The sequence below is a fragment of the Vibrio sp. 2092 genome (assembly GCF_033339635.1).
GTDB lineage: Bacteria > Pseudomonadota > Gammaproteobacteria > Enterobacterales > Vibrionaceae > Vibrio > Vibrio alginolyticus.
The window spans coordinates 43,590-57,703 of record NZ_JAWOUY010000025.1; the positions used below are offsets into that span (position 1 = coordinate 43,590).

General features: G+C 41.9%; 19 protein-coding genes and 1 pseudogene. 6 read left to right on the forward strand and 14 right to left on the reverse strand.

The features are described from left to right. Nucleotides 1-30: 30 nt before the first annotated feature. The 10 genes from R7P80_RS26780 to R7P80_RS26825 all read right to left on the reverse strand — a co-directional run bounded on the left by R7P80_RS26780 (nucleotide 31) and on the right by R7P80_RS26825 (nucleotide 7,147). Nucleotides 31-987: an AAA family ATPase gene (locus R7P80_RS26780; RefSeq protein ID WP_025624720.1), complete on the reverse strand. Its 957-nt coding sequence runs from the start codon at nucleotides 985-987 to the stop codon at nucleotides 31-33. 84 nt (nucleotides 988-1,071) lie between these two features. Next, nucleotides 1,072-1,344: a hypothetical protein gene (locus R7P80_RS26785; protein WP_025624718.1), complete on the reverse strand. Its 273-nt coding sequence runs from the start codon at nucleotides 1,342-1,344 to the stop codon at nucleotides 1,072-1,074. Then, complete coding sequence (locus R7P80_RS26790; protein WP_025624717.1) at nucleotides 1,344-1,658, reverse strand: hypothetical protein; 315 nt, start codon at nucleotides 1,656-1,658, stop codon at nucleotides 1,344-1,346. Before R7P80_RS26790 ends, R7P80_RS26785 begins: the two co-directional genes overlap by 1 nt. A 9-nt stretch (nucleotides 1,659-1,667) precedes the next feature. Then, complete coding sequence (locus R7P80_RS26795) at nucleotides 1,668-2,870, reverse strand: YqaJ viral recombinase family protein (protein ID WP_025624716.1); 1,203 nt, start codon at nucleotides 2,868-2,870, stop codon at nucleotides 1,668-1,670. A gap of 81 nt (nucleotides 2,871-2,951) precedes the next feature. Further along, nucleotides 2,952-3,959: a phage recombination protein Bet gene (gene bet, locus R7P80_RS26800; RefSeq protein WP_140134600.1), complete on the reverse strand. Its 1,008-nt coding sequence runs from the start codon at nucleotides 3,957-3,959 to the stop codon at nucleotides 2,952-2,954. Between the two features lie 77 nt (nucleotides 3,960-4,036). Continuing rightward, on the reverse strand, nucleotides 4,037-4,405 hold the full coding sequence (locus tag R7P80_RS26805; protein WP_025624714.1) for a hypothetical protein: 369 nt from the start codon (nucleotides 4,403-4,405) through the stop codon (nucleotides 4,037-4,039). 380 nt (nucleotides 4,406-4,785) lie between these two features. Continuing rightward, the gene (locus R7P80_RS26810) at nucleotides 4,786-5,187 is read right to left on the reverse strand and encodes a hypothetical protein (RefSeq protein ID WP_140134572.1); all 402 of its coding nucleotides are present in this window, start codon (nucleotides 5,185-5,187) and stop codon (nucleotides 4,786-4,788) included. 11 nt (nucleotides 5,188-5,198) lie between these two features. Then, nucleotides 5,199-5,993, reverse strand: a complete 795-nt coding sequence (locus R7P80_RS26815; protein WP_140134575.1) for a DsbA family protein — start codon at nucleotides 5,991-5,993, stop codon at nucleotides 5,199-5,201. Nucleotides 5,994-6,013: 20 nt separating this feature from the next. Next, nucleotides 6,014-6,343 carry a hypothetical protein gene (locus tag R7P80_RS26820; RefSeq protein WP_118121269.1) on the reverse strand — a complete coding sequence of 110 codons (330 nt, stop codon included), beginning with the start codon at nucleotides 6,341-6,343 and terminating at the stop codon, nucleotides 6,014-6,016. Between the two features lie 69 nt (nucleotides 6,344-6,412). Next, nucleotides 6,413-7,147 carry a tyrosine-type recombinase/integrase gene (locus tag R7P80_RS26825; RefSeq protein ID WP_162889790.1) on the reverse strand — a complete coding sequence of 245 codons (735 nt, stop codon included), beginning with the start codon at nucleotides 7,145-7,147 and terminating at the stop codon, nucleotides 6,413-6,415. A gap of 95 nt (nucleotides 7,148-7,242) precedes the next feature. Between R7P80_RS26825 and R7P80_RS26830 the strand changes: the two genes are divergently transcribed. Then, the gene (locus tag R7P80_RS26830; protein WP_140134577.1) at nucleotides 7,243-8,166 is read left to right on the forward strand and encodes a hypothetical protein; all 924 of its coding nucleotides are present in this window, start codon (nucleotides 7,243-7,245) and stop codon (nucleotides 8,164-8,166) included. 91 nt (nucleotides 8,167-8,257) lie between these two features. Here R7P80_RS26830 and R7P80_RS26835 read toward each other — a convergent pair whose 3' ends face one another. Beyond that, nucleotides 8,258-8,704 (reverse strand): hypothetical protein, encoded by a 447-nt coding sequence (locus R7P80_RS26835; protein ID WP_140134578.1) that lies wholly within the window; start codon nucleotides 8,702-8,704, stop codon nucleotides 8,258-8,260. 103 nt (nucleotides 8,705-8,807) lie between these two features. Beyond that, entirely contained in the window at nucleotides 8,808-9,476 is a 669-nt protein-coding gene (locus R7P80_RS26840) for an N-6 DNA methylase (RefSeq protein ID WP_180766957.1), read from the reverse strand. 281 nt (nucleotides 9,477-9,757) lie between these two features. On the opposite strand from R7P80_RS26840, the gene R7P80_RS26845 reads away from it, so the two are divergent. Then, the gene (locus R7P80_RS26845) at nucleotides 9,758-10,021 is read left to right on the forward strand and encodes a hypothetical protein (RefSeq protein WP_140134582.1); all 264 of its coding nucleotides are present in this window, start codon (nucleotides 9,758-9,760) and stop codon (nucleotides 10,019-10,021) included. 22 nt (nucleotides 10,022-10,043) lie between these two features. Next, on the forward strand, nucleotides 10,044-10,295 hold the full coding sequence (locus R7P80_RS26850; RefSeq protein ID WP_140134584.1) for a hypothetical protein: 252 nt from the start codon (nucleotides 10,044-10,046) through the stop codon (nucleotides 10,293-10,295). 351 nt (nucleotides 10,296-10,646) lie between these two features. On the opposite strand, the gene R7P80_RS26855 is transcribed toward R7P80_RS26850, so the two are convergent. Further along, nucleotides 10,647-10,916: a transposase gene (locus R7P80_RS26855; protein ID WP_225492075.1), complete on the reverse strand. Its 270-nt coding sequence runs from the start codon at nucleotides 10,914-10,916 to the stop codon at nucleotides 10,647-10,649. On the opposite strand from R7P80_RS26855, the pseudogene R7P80_RS26860 reads away from it, so the two are divergent. Then, nucleotides 10,873-10,998, forward strand: a pseudogene (locus tag R7P80_RS26860) (hypothetical protein); the annotation flags it as partial. The gene R7P80_RS26855 and the pseudogene R7P80_RS26860 sit on opposite strands and share 44 nt — an antisense overlap. Before the next feature lie 472 nt (nucleotides 10,999-11,470). Continuing rightward, nucleotides 11,471-11,785: a Fis family transcriptional regulator gene (locus R7P80_RS26865; RefSeq protein ID WP_225492073.1), complete on the forward strand. Its 315-nt coding sequence runs from the start codon at nucleotides 11,471-11,473 to the stop codon at nucleotides 11,783-11,785. A 495-nt stretch (nucleotides 11,786-12,280) separates the two neighbouring features. Here R7P80_RS26865 and R7P80_RS26870 read toward each other — a convergent pair whose 3' ends face one another. Next, the gene (locus R7P80_RS26870; RefSeq protein ID WP_225492093.1) at nucleotides 12,281-13,156 is read right to left on the reverse strand and encodes a LysR family transcriptional regulator; all 876 of its coding nucleotides are present in this window, start codon (nucleotides 13,154-13,156) and stop codon (nucleotides 12,281-12,283) included. 160 nt (nucleotides 13,157-13,316) lie between these two features. Between R7P80_RS26870 and R7P80_RS26875 the strand changes: the two genes are divergently transcribed. Further along, a complete protein-coding gene (locus R7P80_RS26875) occupies nucleotides 13,317-14,111 on the forward strand; it encodes a putative hydro-lyase (RefSeq protein ID WP_406707489.1) in 795 nt (264 codons plus the stop codon). The last annotated feature ends 3 nt before the right edge of the window (nucleotides 14,112-14,114 follow it).

Below are 14,114 nucleotides of genomic sequence, written 5' to 3' on the forward strand. Positions count from 1 at the left end.
GGGACACATACCCCGTTGGGATTGATTTAATTACGCTTCAGGATCAAAGCTGCTACCAAATAGGGCAATCGCCCAAGTATTAATAGCTTCCTTTTCTTCAGCGTTAGAGCAACGATTCAGTAATGCACGATCAAGTGCATAGCTTAAAGCGCAAGGTGCTCCCATGTTTCGTTGGATTTGAATAGCCCAACGAATTAGTGTTCGAGTGGAAAAAGTGACACTTAGCTCAATGCTAGTATCTTCCTCTCCTTTAAACACGGTTCTTACTTTATTCGCTAATGCGACCATACGTTCACGAATGGTGTTCGGGATATTCGGAGCAATTTTGCCCAAGATATCCTTCTCAACATCTGCATCTGCATAGTCAACTTCAATAACGATAAATCGGTCTAGGAACGCGAGATTCTGACGCTGGACGCCAGCATACATCCCATCGCTACCTGAGCCATTTGAATTTGAAGTAGCAATCAAACGGAAATTTTCGTGTGGATACACTATTTCGCCGTTCTTTTGCGATAACACTAATGGTGAACCTTCTAGCACTCCATTTAGGTTTGCTAATTCAGCCGGATCGACAAGGTCAATTTCATTAAGAATGAGAATGTGACCTTCACGCATCGCTTTGGTTAACACACCATCCATCCAGACGGTTGAACCATTTTGAAGTGTCCATTGCCCTACCAAATCCATAAATTCGGTTGAGCCACCACAAGTGTAGTTTTGAACAGGGTAATGTAGCCGAGCGCAAACTTGTTCTGCCAATGATGTTTTGCCGCAGCCGGTTGGACCGACAATCAGTAACCCATCACCAAAAGAACAATCAATAAAGTTCACGACATCTCTTAACGTTTCCCGACGAAACACATACTCTTTTTTTAGCATCGGTACATTAGGGTGGTTACATGGTTCAAAACCTTTAACGTCCATACCTGTACCTTGAAAACCAAAAATTTCGAGTGGGTAAGTTTTTTCAATTAATTTAGCCATAGCTGCTTTCCTTCAAATAATAAAAAGGGCAACTACAGCTCCCCTACGGGCTGTGTTGCCCGTATTGGGTTGGATAATGTCAGATTAAGACATCAGATATTTCTCGACTGATAGCTCTTCTCTGATTTCTTCTGATACTAACAAAGTGACATAATCACCAAAGTAAGCATCGAAGATGTTAACTGCACAATAATAGTCACCAGTCATCATACGTTTTTGAATTTTTTCTCCATCTAAACCAAGCTGAGCTGATAGCTTTCTAGCAAGACTTATTAGTTGAAAAACATTTCCTTGTTCACCCCGCAAATCTAGTGTGATTTGAGGTACTTTGGGTTTGAAAGGTACTTTGATCGCCATTATTCCACCTCGCTTTCTGTGTAGCTGAAAACGTATTGCGGATTAGCAACCTTGTACTCTCCAATCAAGTAATTATCTTGGTCACGTTCAAACGATGGCATGTCAGGGTTATAAACCTTTATGGCATGTACAATGCGTTTGTCGTTTTCGATAATGCGAACCTTTGGCAGAGTTTGTTCTAGTTTGTAACCATCAGGGGTGTCACTCGAAAACGAGAGAATTTTTACACCGTCAGGTTGGAACTCGAATTTTACTGTCCAAACGCTATCAATAAGCCGATCAACGGCAAGATATGTTTCACCGAAGTTAAACATACACCCTCCTTAGAAGTAGTGGTTTTGAGCTGATTTTTCGAAGAAGTTACCTGGTGCCAGCGGCTTAATTGGTGCTGTTATAGGTGTAGGTTCTTCAGGTTCGGTATGAGTTTCAACGTCACTTACAAGCGAGGACGGAACAGCTTGTTCTGCCGGAGTCACTGAAAGTGGTGTTGCTTCTTGCTTCGGCTGTTCTGCTTCAACTTTCGGTTGATATTGTTCAATTGGAACGTCAGCTTGATTGCTTGATTCTTCTTGAATGGTCACACGGAAGTAAGTAGAGCCTTTGTTACGGTGTTTTTCGATAAGTGAAGATGGAATAACCACATTCATCGTATCTTCAATTTCCGCTAGCAAGTTTTGGTAGTTCACATTACCGGTCTTATCGACACGGGTTGCGCGAATACCATCTTTATTGAAGGTTTGAACGTCACTTGGTATTTGTTCGGTGAAATACGATTCAAGCTGTTTAAGATCAGCTTTTACCGCATCGCATTGACGAACGAGTTCAGCATGACGCGCTGACTTTTCTTTGTACTGTTCTACTCTTTCTTGCCAAGAGTTATCCTGATTAGAAATTGGAGTGTCATAGACAACCTTATCTCGACCCTCGATCATCTCTGGAGGTGTGTTCGACTGAACTCGTTTCCAGAAATCAATCGCTGCTTTTTCTGCTTTTTTAATAAAAGCGTCATTGCGACGAATGCGAGTTGAAATAGGGCGTTTACCCCGCAAGTAGAAGTACAATCTACCAATGTCAGCTCCCGAACAGTTCAATTGCCACTGCACTTGCGCAGCGTACATTTGAAACGTTGGTGCTTGTCCTTGCATTGCTAAAATCTCGTTGTAGATTTTTTCGCAAGGACATTTGATTTCCAATACTTCTTTATCTGAGCCTAGTATGTATAGGCCATCTAAAGATGCTCGGAAAAGGTGCTCATGGTCAGCTTCAACACACACTGGCATGTAAGGCTTACCATATTCGTTTTCAACGGCTTCACGCGCTTCGGGTTCTTGTTCTACACCCCTTTGCACATGGTAGTTTTTGGACAAATCATCCGGCTCTTTCAAGCCGACCAATTCTGCCCAAAGTTGGTAAGGTGTTTGATATGGAGATAACCCCATGATCACCGGAATCATTGAGGCTGTAATGCCTTGCTTCCGCCACTCAAACCACTTTTCACTACGTTGAACGATATCTACTACAGGCATAATGCCCTCCTTAAATTTTAAAAATATAAGGGTGCATCACGCCTATAAGGGCAGGATACGCCCTTATTGGGTTGGATAAATTTATTCAGCAAACTCTTTGTTGAACGCTTCGTTAAGAGTGCTTAATGCATACTCTAACGTTGCGCCATCATAGCGTTCTTTGAAACTATCTTTTGTTGTGTCCCATGCGCCGGTATCCACAGTAAATGACACCATCTGGTCAATCATATTGACATCCTTAGATGCCAACATGCCAAATTGTGTTTTTACAATGTCATCTTCACTAGATTGAAAATGGCTAGTTGCATTGGCTTGTTGAGTCGGTGTGTTTTCTTCATCAACAGGGACGTATTGAGCATCTTCAAAGGTATCAAAATCAGCTTGATTCAAGTCACTCATCAGTTCTGATTGTGCTTGAGGTTTTGGTAAAGGCTGAGTTTGTTCTTCGAACTCGATGGACTGCTTTGTGGTTGCTTGGCTTTGGCTCTCTATGATTCGACTTGCTTCGTCTTCGTCATAAATACCCACGTAACCTAATGCTATACGAGCAGTTTGGATCATTGCCTTATGGCGCAACATGCGCTTTGTATGGCTTTTCCAAGGGTTGTTATAGTTTAAGCTTCGGAATACTTCATCGAGGTATTCCCGCACTATCGTTGGACGAGTTCTATCCTTGCGGTAAACGATGCATTCACACCACTCAGGACACTCTTTGGCATTAGGCATTGACACCTTTTCAGATGAAAACCTAAATTCTAACCCATCAAACTGAGGATGAGTGTTTATGATCCGTGACCATCCATCAACACCAACAATTGGAATTATTCCATTGTTTTGGTCGGGGAAAGCGTAGATCTCTTTAGTGAAAGGGTTCAAACCGTATTGGTCTGCCACAATCAAAAGAGCCATCATTTGTTCATTGGTAGGTGCATCGCCGTTGCGTTGCTTAAAGGCTGTAGATTTCAGTGTGTCCCAAAAACCTCTTGGATCTACACCAAACTTCTCAGCAATTTTCCCGACCAACTTCTTTTTGTTAGCATCTTCCTTTTGTGTACTTTGAGTTTGATTACTTGTTTGAGGATGTGTCATTTGTAACTCCAAAGACGGAGCTACACCCATAGGGACATAGCCCCATCGGGTTTGATTTAAAGAAAGCTAACCAAAAATTAGCCTCGTGCTACGACAACGTGACCATTTAGAACGTCTGTTGTCATTGGGTAATGGATACCTTTCTGTTTACGAGCGTAAGCAGGGATATTCATTAGTTCTGCGCCAGAGATTGCTTTTGCCTGGTTAGCATTTGCGATCCGCTGTTCTACTTCGTCTTTAGTCATACGAACGTTACGTTTGATTTGAGATGAAGAACGGTTAAGGAGCAGTTTGCCAATTCGAATAGCGGCATATGCAATAGTTACGGGAACTAAAACAAAAATTGCCATTGCTACGAATTGAGCTGCTGAATCTGAAACTTTATACATTGCAATAATGAATGCACATACAAGTACAGATGTTAGCGTTTGTTGAGTTGAGTTCATGATTTACTCCAATTTTAAATAAAAAAGGGTAAATCTATGCCCCACTTTGGGTAAAAGATTACCCTTGGGGTTTGATAGGATTCCACGTTAAGCGGAACTATTAGGTTATGTCTTAAAAGCAGATTTTGTGGTGTCGCTGCTTTCGCCGCTTGCGCGATCTATGACGATTCTCGTCCGACATCGTACCGTTACCGGCAACCACTTTTTTGCCTCATAAAGAGGACTTAGTTTTGCTCCAAGTTGGAGCATTTAGTGAAAGTCCAAATAGGACTCTCGGCTAAAACTGAGTTAACAATATCATAGAGTAAAAAATTTCCAAATAAAAAAAGCGCACTCAAAGGTGCGCTACTGTTCTTGCTAAATTTGTCCAAATTATCAATTCATTGGACTTTAGAAGAAAGTAAGTTGAAGTATTTTTCAGACAGAATTAGCTCTTTGAAGTCTTCTATCCATGCTGTCTCATCTTCACAATTAGCCGATTCTTGTAACCCACGCCAGTACACATCTAGAGCTTCAGGTTCAGTCTGCATACCGTAAACAGAGAGCATGAATGGGTAGATCTTTGATTCTGTCATCAGCTTTTCTAAGTTCTCTTTACTCACTGGTTCGCCGCAAGATTCGTGTCGAATTGTCATAGCTCTTTCGGAAATTTCAGCGCAGCTCGGACAAGAGGATTGTAGAGCTTGCAGCTTCATATCGTATGACTCAGAAGCGTTCGCCTTGAACCCCACAGATAGAATCATAATTGCTGTTAGGTATACTGTTGAACCAAATTTCGTCATTGCGCGATCCTTTAGTTAGTAAACTTGGCTTTTAATTGCTGTGCAGACCACCCGCCATGAGCACGTTCAGCTCCTATAAACACGGTTGGTGTACCAGTCACTTGTAATTGTGCACCCAAGCCTCTGACCTTCTCAATCTGCTTTCTAGCTGTTTCCATGTGCGGTTGAAGCTTGTCTTTGTCGATACCGTAGTTTACTAAGATTTGGTCAATACCTTCACGAGTTAGTTTGCTGCCCATAAATGCATGGTGAATGTCTCCATACACTTCCGGCTTGTAGTAGAATACAGCCGTTGCCACCATCGCGGAATATGCAGATGTTGGCTGATTGGTGAAGATAGGATATTCCTTCACGATCACCTTGGCTTCAGGATCAATAGCAACAAATTCTTTTAGCGTTGGAGCCAAACGCTTACAGTACCCACAGTTATAGTCAACAAACTCAACCACTACATGCTTACCATTTGGATTGCCAATAAATGGATCGTTCTTGTCGTTGTATAAAGCATCCATAGAGGTTTCAACCTTTTTAGCTTCTTGGGCTTTAGTTGCTTGCTCTTGCTCAAAGCGATACTTAGCAAGGGATTTCACTACGACATCAGGGTTGTCCATAATATAGTTTTTAACGTCTTCAGCAGCGAACGAGGAAGGAGCCTGAAGCATATTGGTTTCAACATTGATCATTGCATCGGACAGCTTTGTTATAACTTCACTTTTTTCTTGTAGCGAGTTGTACAAAGTTACATTCGAAATTATTAATGCTAGGCATACACCACCTAGTCCGAGGTTGATTTTCTTCTGTTCCATTAAATATTGCTCCTGATCGATTAGTGCTTGGTAGACAAAACTTGGGAATTGGTCATTGTAAAGTCAGCTTGATTATTGTGTGACTTAACATTGTTAAGCGGATCTGACTGTGCAGGTAGCTTGCATAAGCTGAGTAAGAAATCAGTCACATCGCCTTTTGATTCGTGAAGGGTTTTTATGTTTTCGAATTGCTCTTTGCCTGAACACTGATCGTTTGAAACTAGTTCAACGTTGTCATTCAACTCAAAAGCAATAGATAGCGGGATATTTAGTTCGTTAGAATACTTTAGGATTTCGCCAATTTGATTGTTCAAATCATTGAATTTGTTATTTTTATCTAGTGTTGTCATTTAGGACTGCCCCCTTGTTTCTCTCTAATATCGAGTATATGAGGACAGTTAAAATTTCCTAAACGTGATTTATTCAAAAAGACTCATTTCACTGATAATTGGAGCTAGCTGCTCATCAAACGTGCTTAGGTAATGGTTGGTGCTGTTCAGGCTAGATTGACCTAAAAAGTCTCTTATTTTCTCGACAGTTACGCCCTTTTCAATCATTTTCTTAGCAAAGTATTTTCGCCACGAGTGAGTACCAAACGCATAGCCGAGCTTAAACTTTTCTTTTACTTTTGCGTGATGCCAGTTCGCACTTTGTACTGACATAGGGCGAGGAATGATAGTGCCATCGGGTTGCTTTAAGCTGCTTCTTGAATTGGCGAATAGAAGTTCGTCAGAACAACTTAGGTAGCGGCATTCTTCTACGATCTCTTTGATACCATCATTGATGTACACGCGCACAAGTGAGGCATTGTAAGCGGTGGCTCTATCCGTTCCTTCACGAGCAATCCTCATGTTGAAAGCTTTTTGTTGGCACAGATCGAAATGTTTTTTCCACTGACCAAATTCATCAAAGAAGTCCGAAAACTCTAGCCAAGAAGCATCACTGTATCGCAGTCCTGTAAGCGCACTCATTGAGGCGGTAAGACTTAGCAGTGGGCTGCGTTCATACAGTTCCTCAATAAGTGCTCTTGCTTCATCTGCACTCTTTGGCGGCTTCGTTGGCTCCTTTCGACGCTTTTTAGTGCCTTGCACCGTTAGCCCTAAATTGTCGCTGGATATATCAATTCTTTGATTAATACGCTTTGGTTGGCTCACCTTGCTACCCCTTCGCACACAAGTTTCAAAGTTTTAGTGAAACATTAAGTATGACATCGTCTAATTGCTCATCTAGAATAATAAGATATTAACCTATGAAACGCACATCCAAAATGACTGACCAAATAGAGAATGACCTACTTGATTCGAAGAAACAGGATCAAAAAAGTGACGCCGTCACCATACGAAAGCAGAGAAGTAAATTGTGGAGTGCGTTTTATGAAGATGAAAAGCAGTTTTATGCTTGGCTGTGTAAGAACGCAATAACTCTGCTCGATATCAACGCAAGTTCAGATATGTACGATGTTGAAGGTCAACCCGTTCCTTTTGGATATTCAATGCAGATTATGAAGGTTGGCATTCGTTACCGTCCACCGAGATTTATCAGAAAAATAATAACGTTTAGGGCGCTTGAGCTATTTGACGAATGCAAAGAGAGGCACAACGTTCTAACGGAACTTTATGATAAAGCGGTGTCTTTCATGAATGAGGATAGCAAAAAGCCACGATACCCTAATCGTTTCCCTGTGTTCTATGAGCGTGTGGCGCAAATAAACCACAGCCAAGACGATGCGTATAGTGCCAGGATTCTACCCGATGAAGGGCAATTTACCTTGTACTCTGGCAGTGTGGATGCGGAGTTGAATGAAGATGTCCATTCTGCATTTAAAGCTCATGGGTTTAATTCGGTTGAAACGACCTATGACAAATTTGGGGAACTAATGATTATTCGTGTTGCTATTGATGAGTTACGGCAGTATTTAGAGTGTTCCGATGATAGTCGCGTTCATGTAAGACATTTTACCGGCTCACAGTACACTTGCCGAATTAGCTTTGATAGCGGCGAAAGCAAGGCGGTCCGGTCTAAATTTGGTTTAATCGTGGTTCATCCTGATGATTGTCCTTCAATATATGCTACGCCGCCGAGAAAGAAACGGGCTGATAAACTTGAGTTGACCGCGAGACAGGTTGAGATGCCGGTTGATTTGGGGTTTCGAGTGTTCGTTACGGAGGGTTAGGTGCACTAATAAAAAAGGCGGGATTAGGGAATCTTATCAGATTGATGCCTGAGACAGCTCAAGGCACCATCGGGATTAGAGCCATCACAGATTAATACACAGGTGTTTTTATGAGGGATTTGGTCATTTCGAATGATATTTCTTCCATTGGAAGAAGGTCAGTTAGTGCCAACTCTTGTACATCCATCACCCTAACCCGTTTTATGTCCTTTATTCGGCGTTCGATTGTCCTAATATCAGCCTTGATATCAGCGACAGCATCATAGTTTTCAAGAAGCTTTGCTAATTCATAATCACACGTTCTCGTGGCGTGGTCGAAATGTAACAAAGCACACTCACATTGGCTTCTTTGCAGAAGTTCTATTTGAACGCATTTAATAGCGGCAGTCTTATTCGAGCAAAGAATCAGAACATACCCTTCGGCACCAAACCTCTCTAAATCGAGTGGTTGGCATGTTACAAGAACGCCAGATTGACCAAGGTTTTCGACGCAGATAGCAGCGTAGTTATAATGATTGTCCGGCATTATCCCTGTCATGCTGTTTTTCCGTTGTTTATGTATCTGATTCGACTGTATCTTACGTTCAACTATTTCCTAAATACACTTAACAAAGTTTAGCTATTTCACCTGTAGGGCAGGTTCAGCGTGTAAACAAATACCTTGTTCTCCCCTGACTTCTGCGAAGTACATCGATCTGATTTATGTCTATCTGGAAGGGTTCAGCTTTCTTACCGCTGACCAAAGAGAGGTACTTGATCTTGAATATGACCTGAATGCAGAACGCATGTAGAGCTGTAGAGCTGATGTCTTCTACCGTTAACTCAACATGTCCAAGAGGTTCATCTAGCTCAATGTTTTGGTAAAACACTTGCTCTAGCTTTTCCATGATGACCCCTGCCGAACCGCAGCATGGTTCGTATATTTTCAGGTTGCCAGGTTTAGAGAATGAAGCGTCTTTATGTGGTTTATCCTGGTCGCTTTGAAGTAATCTAGATATGAGATAACCGACTTCAGGAGGCGTAGGATAGTAGCCTTGGTGTTTCGCATCTCCTTTGCAGAATTCTGAAAGAATGAACGCCAGCGGATCACTTACACCACTGTACATAAGGTTAGCGAGGATGTGACTAAGTGGTTTTGCTACCTCAATAAACTCATCCTCTTGCACTTCGCGTTCCGTAGGTTGATACAGTCCAGTGCATTCATACGCCCACTGTGCCACAAACAATTGTACCGCCTTGCTCACATCATAACGGTAGCGCCACTTTTCAATTAAATCGAAAGCCTTCTTATATTCCGACTGGATCTTCATGCTAATGTCCATTTGTATGTAATAAGCTAATAACTTATTACATACAAATGATTTCCAAAGATCTTTGAGAGGAATATGGAGTTACACTCTTAGCGTACAATATTTTCCGAATCGTCGAGTGACCCCAATAAGTGCCATACTCGTTTCCCCTAAACTCCCATTGTGCTTATGGTATGCTAAACAACACGGTAAAAATCCGTGATGTGTGTTTTTTCTCGATACAAGGAAAATGCACATGCATAAATCAAATGCAAGCCAGCAATAGAGGGAAAATCGAAGCTATGGCTAAAAATACAATGATTGAGCAGCTTTGTACGGCTGGAAAAGTTTTAATTAGTTTGATGGCAGTTCGTGAGCCAATTGATAGCCGATTTCATATTGTTGTCACCACTGGCGTAAATGGCATCACAATAACGCTAAATGAAAATGAGTTTGAACTAACCAATCAACGCATTGAGTTTTTAAATGGCAGTGGGAACATCGCGCTAACAGAAAGCGAGTTTGAGACAGTTAGCGGCTGGTTTAACGCATACAACACTAAGTAACGGAAATTACGGGGAAATGAGCATGGCATTTAGAGAAGAAGTTGAAGTGTTGCTATTAACTGAATCTCATGTAGTTGAGCACATTAAAGGCGTTGAACTTGAGATTGTCAGCGACAAGCTTATATCTCACACAGAGACAGAGTTTAAAAATTTGCACACGCATAAACTTGAACTGTCTTTCGATGCAGCAGAGGCGCTTTACATCAAACTTGGTCAACGACTAAAAACAGCACAAGAAATGGTCGAAGACCATTCGGCAATCATCACCGAGTAATGAGGGAGTTTGGATGATTTGGAAAGCATGGCTGCAACTCGCAACAATAGGTCTGATGCTCTAGCACAACGCAAAAAATTCGCGGCATCATTGACGAAGCGGCAGAAATATCCAATGACGAACTAGCAGACGCAGCCGATGGATTGATTCAGACCTCGATAGATATGTCTAAATACCAGCCAGGGGAGTTTCCTGTAGTGCCTCTTTAAGCTGACCAAGAAAGCAATCAGGGTGTTCAAATTGGACACCCTGTTAGGGGGTTTGTGCCCATTTCAGCGAAAAGTTCAATGTAAGCTGCTAGCCCTTTATTTATAAGGGCTAGCAGATATAGCTTGTTTTTAAATACTTCTCTTAAGCCACCAGTTCGATCATGCTATCCTCTCTCCAAGGCTCTAAGTTCTCAAGCAGTTTCTCTAGAACAATATTTTCTTTCTGAATACTAAAGGTGTAATTACCAGCAAGTTGGATATGACGCCATGCGACTGGAGATAAACCCGCTATCAGATTCACCACGTCCTGATTACCTTCTTGCTCAAACTTCTCAATCAGATTGGATAGTAAGGCCGAGTTATAATAAATGATGCAGTCAGAACAAGCCCCAGAACTGATTAACGCAATCAACGCTCATGGTCTATTCATCGCTGAGATGAAAGAGTGGAATGCTAAATCGAATCAAGCTCATATTTTAGTCCATCCTGCTTAAATCTTTTCATTCTAAACCAAGTGGTCGCTCGCCTGATTTTCAGGAGCACTATCGATAGAATAAAGGCCCTCATTCTGTTGTGATATCACAACCTTTACTGTTTTCCTGAATTGATACTATTGAGCAAGTCTCGAAAGACAAAGATTGAAACTAACATTTGCCCCAAGACGTGTTTAGAGCGCATGAAACCAACATGAGATTTATTTGTGCAGCAAGCTGCTGCACAATTAGGAAATCGCCTGCTTCATCGAATGTCCAACAGGCTGTTGGACAAACTCCAACCCCAATTTTGCAACAGCCTGTTGCAAAAATCACTATGAAGCACTTCTGCCCCTAAATGTGTTTAGAACACAGTAAAACTTCATAAAAATAATATGGTCAACAGACTGTTGACTATATTCCACTGCCCAATAGCGTTTAAGACAATATATACTGAAGCCTTTTTAAAAGTGTTAAATAGGAAGTTTGCTTCATGCGCAAATCAGATAAGAAGGTCGATAATCTAATTAGAGACGTGTTAACCGAAGTCTGTGAAGATACGTTAAAAGGCTACGATGGTTTTCTTTGGGTGACTCATACGGTCAAATTCTCTTCTTTTCCACAAAGCTTAGAAATAGTCTGCGTATTCGAAACGAATCAAGATAGAGCAAACTTTTTAGTTGGAGAAGGCCGCCAGCATGTCTCAACAACTATCCAAAAGGCGTTTAATAAGGTAGGGGTGCAACTAAAGAACGTAGATAAAAAAATCAGTTACGATACACAGCAAAGGCGTAAGTGCAGCCATTAATGAAAGTGAATTAGGGTTGTAGTGGGTATCTAAGGCTTTATTTTGCGAGTTTTGATATAAAGCCTGAAGGCTAAGCCTACGTTCTTAGTTAGGAGACTAATACATGCCCACTTAAGTCCAGGGCTATGCCTGAGCTTCCTTTGACAAACTCACCTTTGTCCCATTATCAGCCTCGTCAAAAATGTTGCGTTCATGGGCTAGCTGAATTTGCCCAACTACAGATTACGTGATGCCAACAAATCATTTGGCCTTAATCATCATCAATAGCAACAACCCACTCTAAGGAAGAATGCGTCAATTATATACGACACAATCTAATTTTAGTTTGATCCGAGAAGAAGTTGATTCGCGCAGCAAAGAATTCTGAAGCTGTGATTTCTTGGCTAACTGTCCAGTCTGATTGATGCGGATCACTTGGTTATAATTGGAATAGTTGGGCTGCCCAACCTATTTCAATAGGCCTACTATAATAGCGAATTTGTTGAGTATAGCGATTCAACAAAGCCATTCAAAGGCGAGCTTGACGATTTCTTCGATCAATAAGCTATTGGGGGTTGTAATGTATGACACCGTAAATGTCAGTGGCTGTGGTGTCCAATTCGTCTCGATGATTGATAGTCGCCCCTCTTTAAGCTGCTCTTTGATCACTTCTTTAGGGAGGGTTGCGACCCCGACGCCACTCTCTGCCAGCCTTACACTCGCAGATAATGAGCTTGCCGAATAGAAGCGGACGGGATGGACTTTTTGGGCTGTGAAGTGACGGTCTATTTCGTGGAACGGGACTGTATTTCTGGCATAGGTGATAATCGGCCAGCGGGTAAAGGTATGTGTTTCTGCCGGTCCATTTAAACCAAGTGAGGGGCTCGCAACCCAATAGAGAGGATACTCACATATTACTTTATTGATCACTGACGGCTCAGAAATGGGGCCAAGGAGAATGGCGATATCAATATTATGCGCCATCAGTTCTTTGCTTAAGTTCACTGTTGCATCAACAATCAACTCAATTTCAACATCAGGGTATTTTTCATTAAGACTTGTTAGAAATTCAGGTAGCCAAGTGTGTATCAGTGTTTCTGATACACCAATGCGGAGTAATCCAGAGAGGGCGCTGGCTGCGTCGGCTTTATAACAAAGTTGCGCTGTACTATTGAGGATATTTTCCGCCAAAGGGAGTAACTCTCGTCCCTTTGCCGTCAATGTGACGCCGCCTTTTTCTCGATTAAACAGCGTTGTATTAAGTGTGTGCTCTAGGTTGGTAATACGGGTTGAAATGGCGGGCTGGGTTGTACATAAATGCTCAGCAGCTTGGCGAAAGCTACCTAAGTTGGCAATCCAGACAAAAGTTTCAAGCTGCTTTAAGTTTAACATCCCAGACACTTCTCTTATTCCTTTAAGGTATCAGCAGTCATGAATTTATGACTATATAAATTATTTTTATCAATATACGCAAAAAATCACAAATAGACATTATCTAAATAAGCAGTATTGTTATTTGGCGTTAACATATTAATTACCAATGGATGACATTATGACAGCGTCAGTATCACAACTTCCTCTTCCTGCATTACGTCAACGTATTCGTGAAAATGCATTCACCGATTCGACCAGTGGTTTAGCAAAGGGGTATTTGCAAGCCAATCTTGTGATATTGCCGGCTGAGTGGGCGAATGATTTTTTGCTATTTTGCCAGCGTAATCCAGTTGCTTGTCCATTGATAGGAATGACCGAACCCGGTGCTAAAAATTTGGCTGAGATTGGCCTCGATATCGATATTAGTAGTGATGTGCCTGAATACCATGTGTTCTACGATGGTCAGTTTGAACTTGCGACACCGGATTTAACTCAGCATTGGCGTGATGATTTGGTCACTTTCGTTTTGGGCTGCTCGTTCTCTTTTGAAGAAGCGATGCTTCAGGCTGGCCTGAGTGTTCGTAACATTGACCAGCAATGTAATGTCTCTATGTACGATACTAATATTGCCTGTCAGCCCGCAGGGCGATTTCATGGAAACATGGTGGTCTCGATGCGCCCGTTCACACCTGCTGATGCTATTCGTGCAATACAGGTGACCACTCGTTTCCCTAAAGCCCACGGTGCCCCGGTTCATTTTGGTACGCCAGATGCTATTGGCATTGAAGACATTAATATTCCAAATTATGGTGACCCGGTAACGATAAACCCGCAGGAAGTACCCGTATTTTGGGCTTGTGGTGTTACTCCGCAAAACGTAATGCGCAACAGCAAGCCACCTCTGTGTATTACTCATGCTCCAGGCAAGATGTTGATCACCGATCGGTTAAATAACGAATTTGCATTCCTGTAAGGC

Coding starts and splice junctions, on each gene's coding strand:
- R7P80_RS26780 (WP_025624720.1), bottom strand. CDS start 987: ATGGCTAAATTAATTGAAAAAACTTACCCACTCGAAATTTTTGGTTTT.
- R7P80_RS26785 (WP_025624718.1), bottom strand. CDS start 1,344: ATGGCGATCAAAGTACCTTTCAAACCCAAAGTACCTCAAATCACACTA.
- R7P80_RS26790 (WP_025624717.1), bottom strand. CDS start 1,658: ATGTTTAACTTCGGTGAAACATATCTTGCCGTTGATCGGCTTATTGAT.
- R7P80_RS26795 (WP_025624716.1), bottom strand. CDS start 2,870: ATGCCTGTAGTAGATATCGTTCAACGTAGTGAAAAGTGGTTTGAGTGG.
- bet (WP_140134600.1), bottom strand. CDS start 3,959: ATGACACATCCTCAAACAAGTAATCAAACTCAAAGTACACAAAAGGAA.
- R7P80_RS26805 (WP_025624714.1), bottom strand. CDS start 4,405: ATGAACTCAACTCAACAAACGCTAACATCTGTACTTGTATGTGCATTC.
- R7P80_RS26810 (WP_140134572.1), bottom strand. CDS start 5,187: ATGACGAAATTTGGTTCAACAGTATACCTAACAGCAATTATGATTCTA.
- R7P80_RS26815 (WP_140134575.1), bottom strand. CDS start 5,993: ATGGAACAGAAGAAAATCAACCTCGGACTAGGTGGTGTATGCCTAGCA.
- R7P80_RS26820 (WP_118121269.1), bottom strand. CDS start 6,343: ATGACAACACTAGATAAAAATAACAAATTCAATGATTTGAACAATCAA.
- R7P80_RS26830 (WP_140134577.1), top strand. CDS start 7,243: ATGAAACGCACATCCAAAATGACTGACCAAATAGAGAATGACCTACTT.
- R7P80_RS26835 (WP_140134578.1), bottom strand. CDS start 8,704: ATGACAGGGATAATGCCGGACAATCATTATAACTACGCTGCTATCTGC.
- R7P80_RS26840 (WP_180766957.1), bottom strand. CDS start 9,476: ATGAAGATCCAGTCGGAATATAAGAAGGCTTTCGATTTAATTGAAAAG.
- R7P80_RS26845 (WP_140134582.1), top strand. CDS start 9,758: ATGGCTAAAAATACAATGATTGAGCAGCTTTGTACGGCTGGAAAAGTT.
- R7P80_RS26850 (WP_140134584.1), top strand. CDS start 10,044: ATGGCATTTAGAGAAGAAGTTGAAGTGTTGCTATTAACTGAATCTCAT.
- R7P80_RS26865 (WP_225492073.1), top strand. CDS start 11,471: ATGCGCAAATCAGATAAGAAGGTCGATAATCTAATTAGAGACGTGTTA.
- R7P80_RS26870 (WP_225492093.1), bottom strand. CDS start 13,156: ATGTTAAACTTAAAGCAGCTTGAAACTTTTGTCTGGATTGCCAACTTA.
- R7P80_RS26875 (WP_406707489.1), top strand. CDS start 13,317: ATGACAGCGTCAGTATCACAACTTCCTCTTCCTGCATTACGTCAACGT.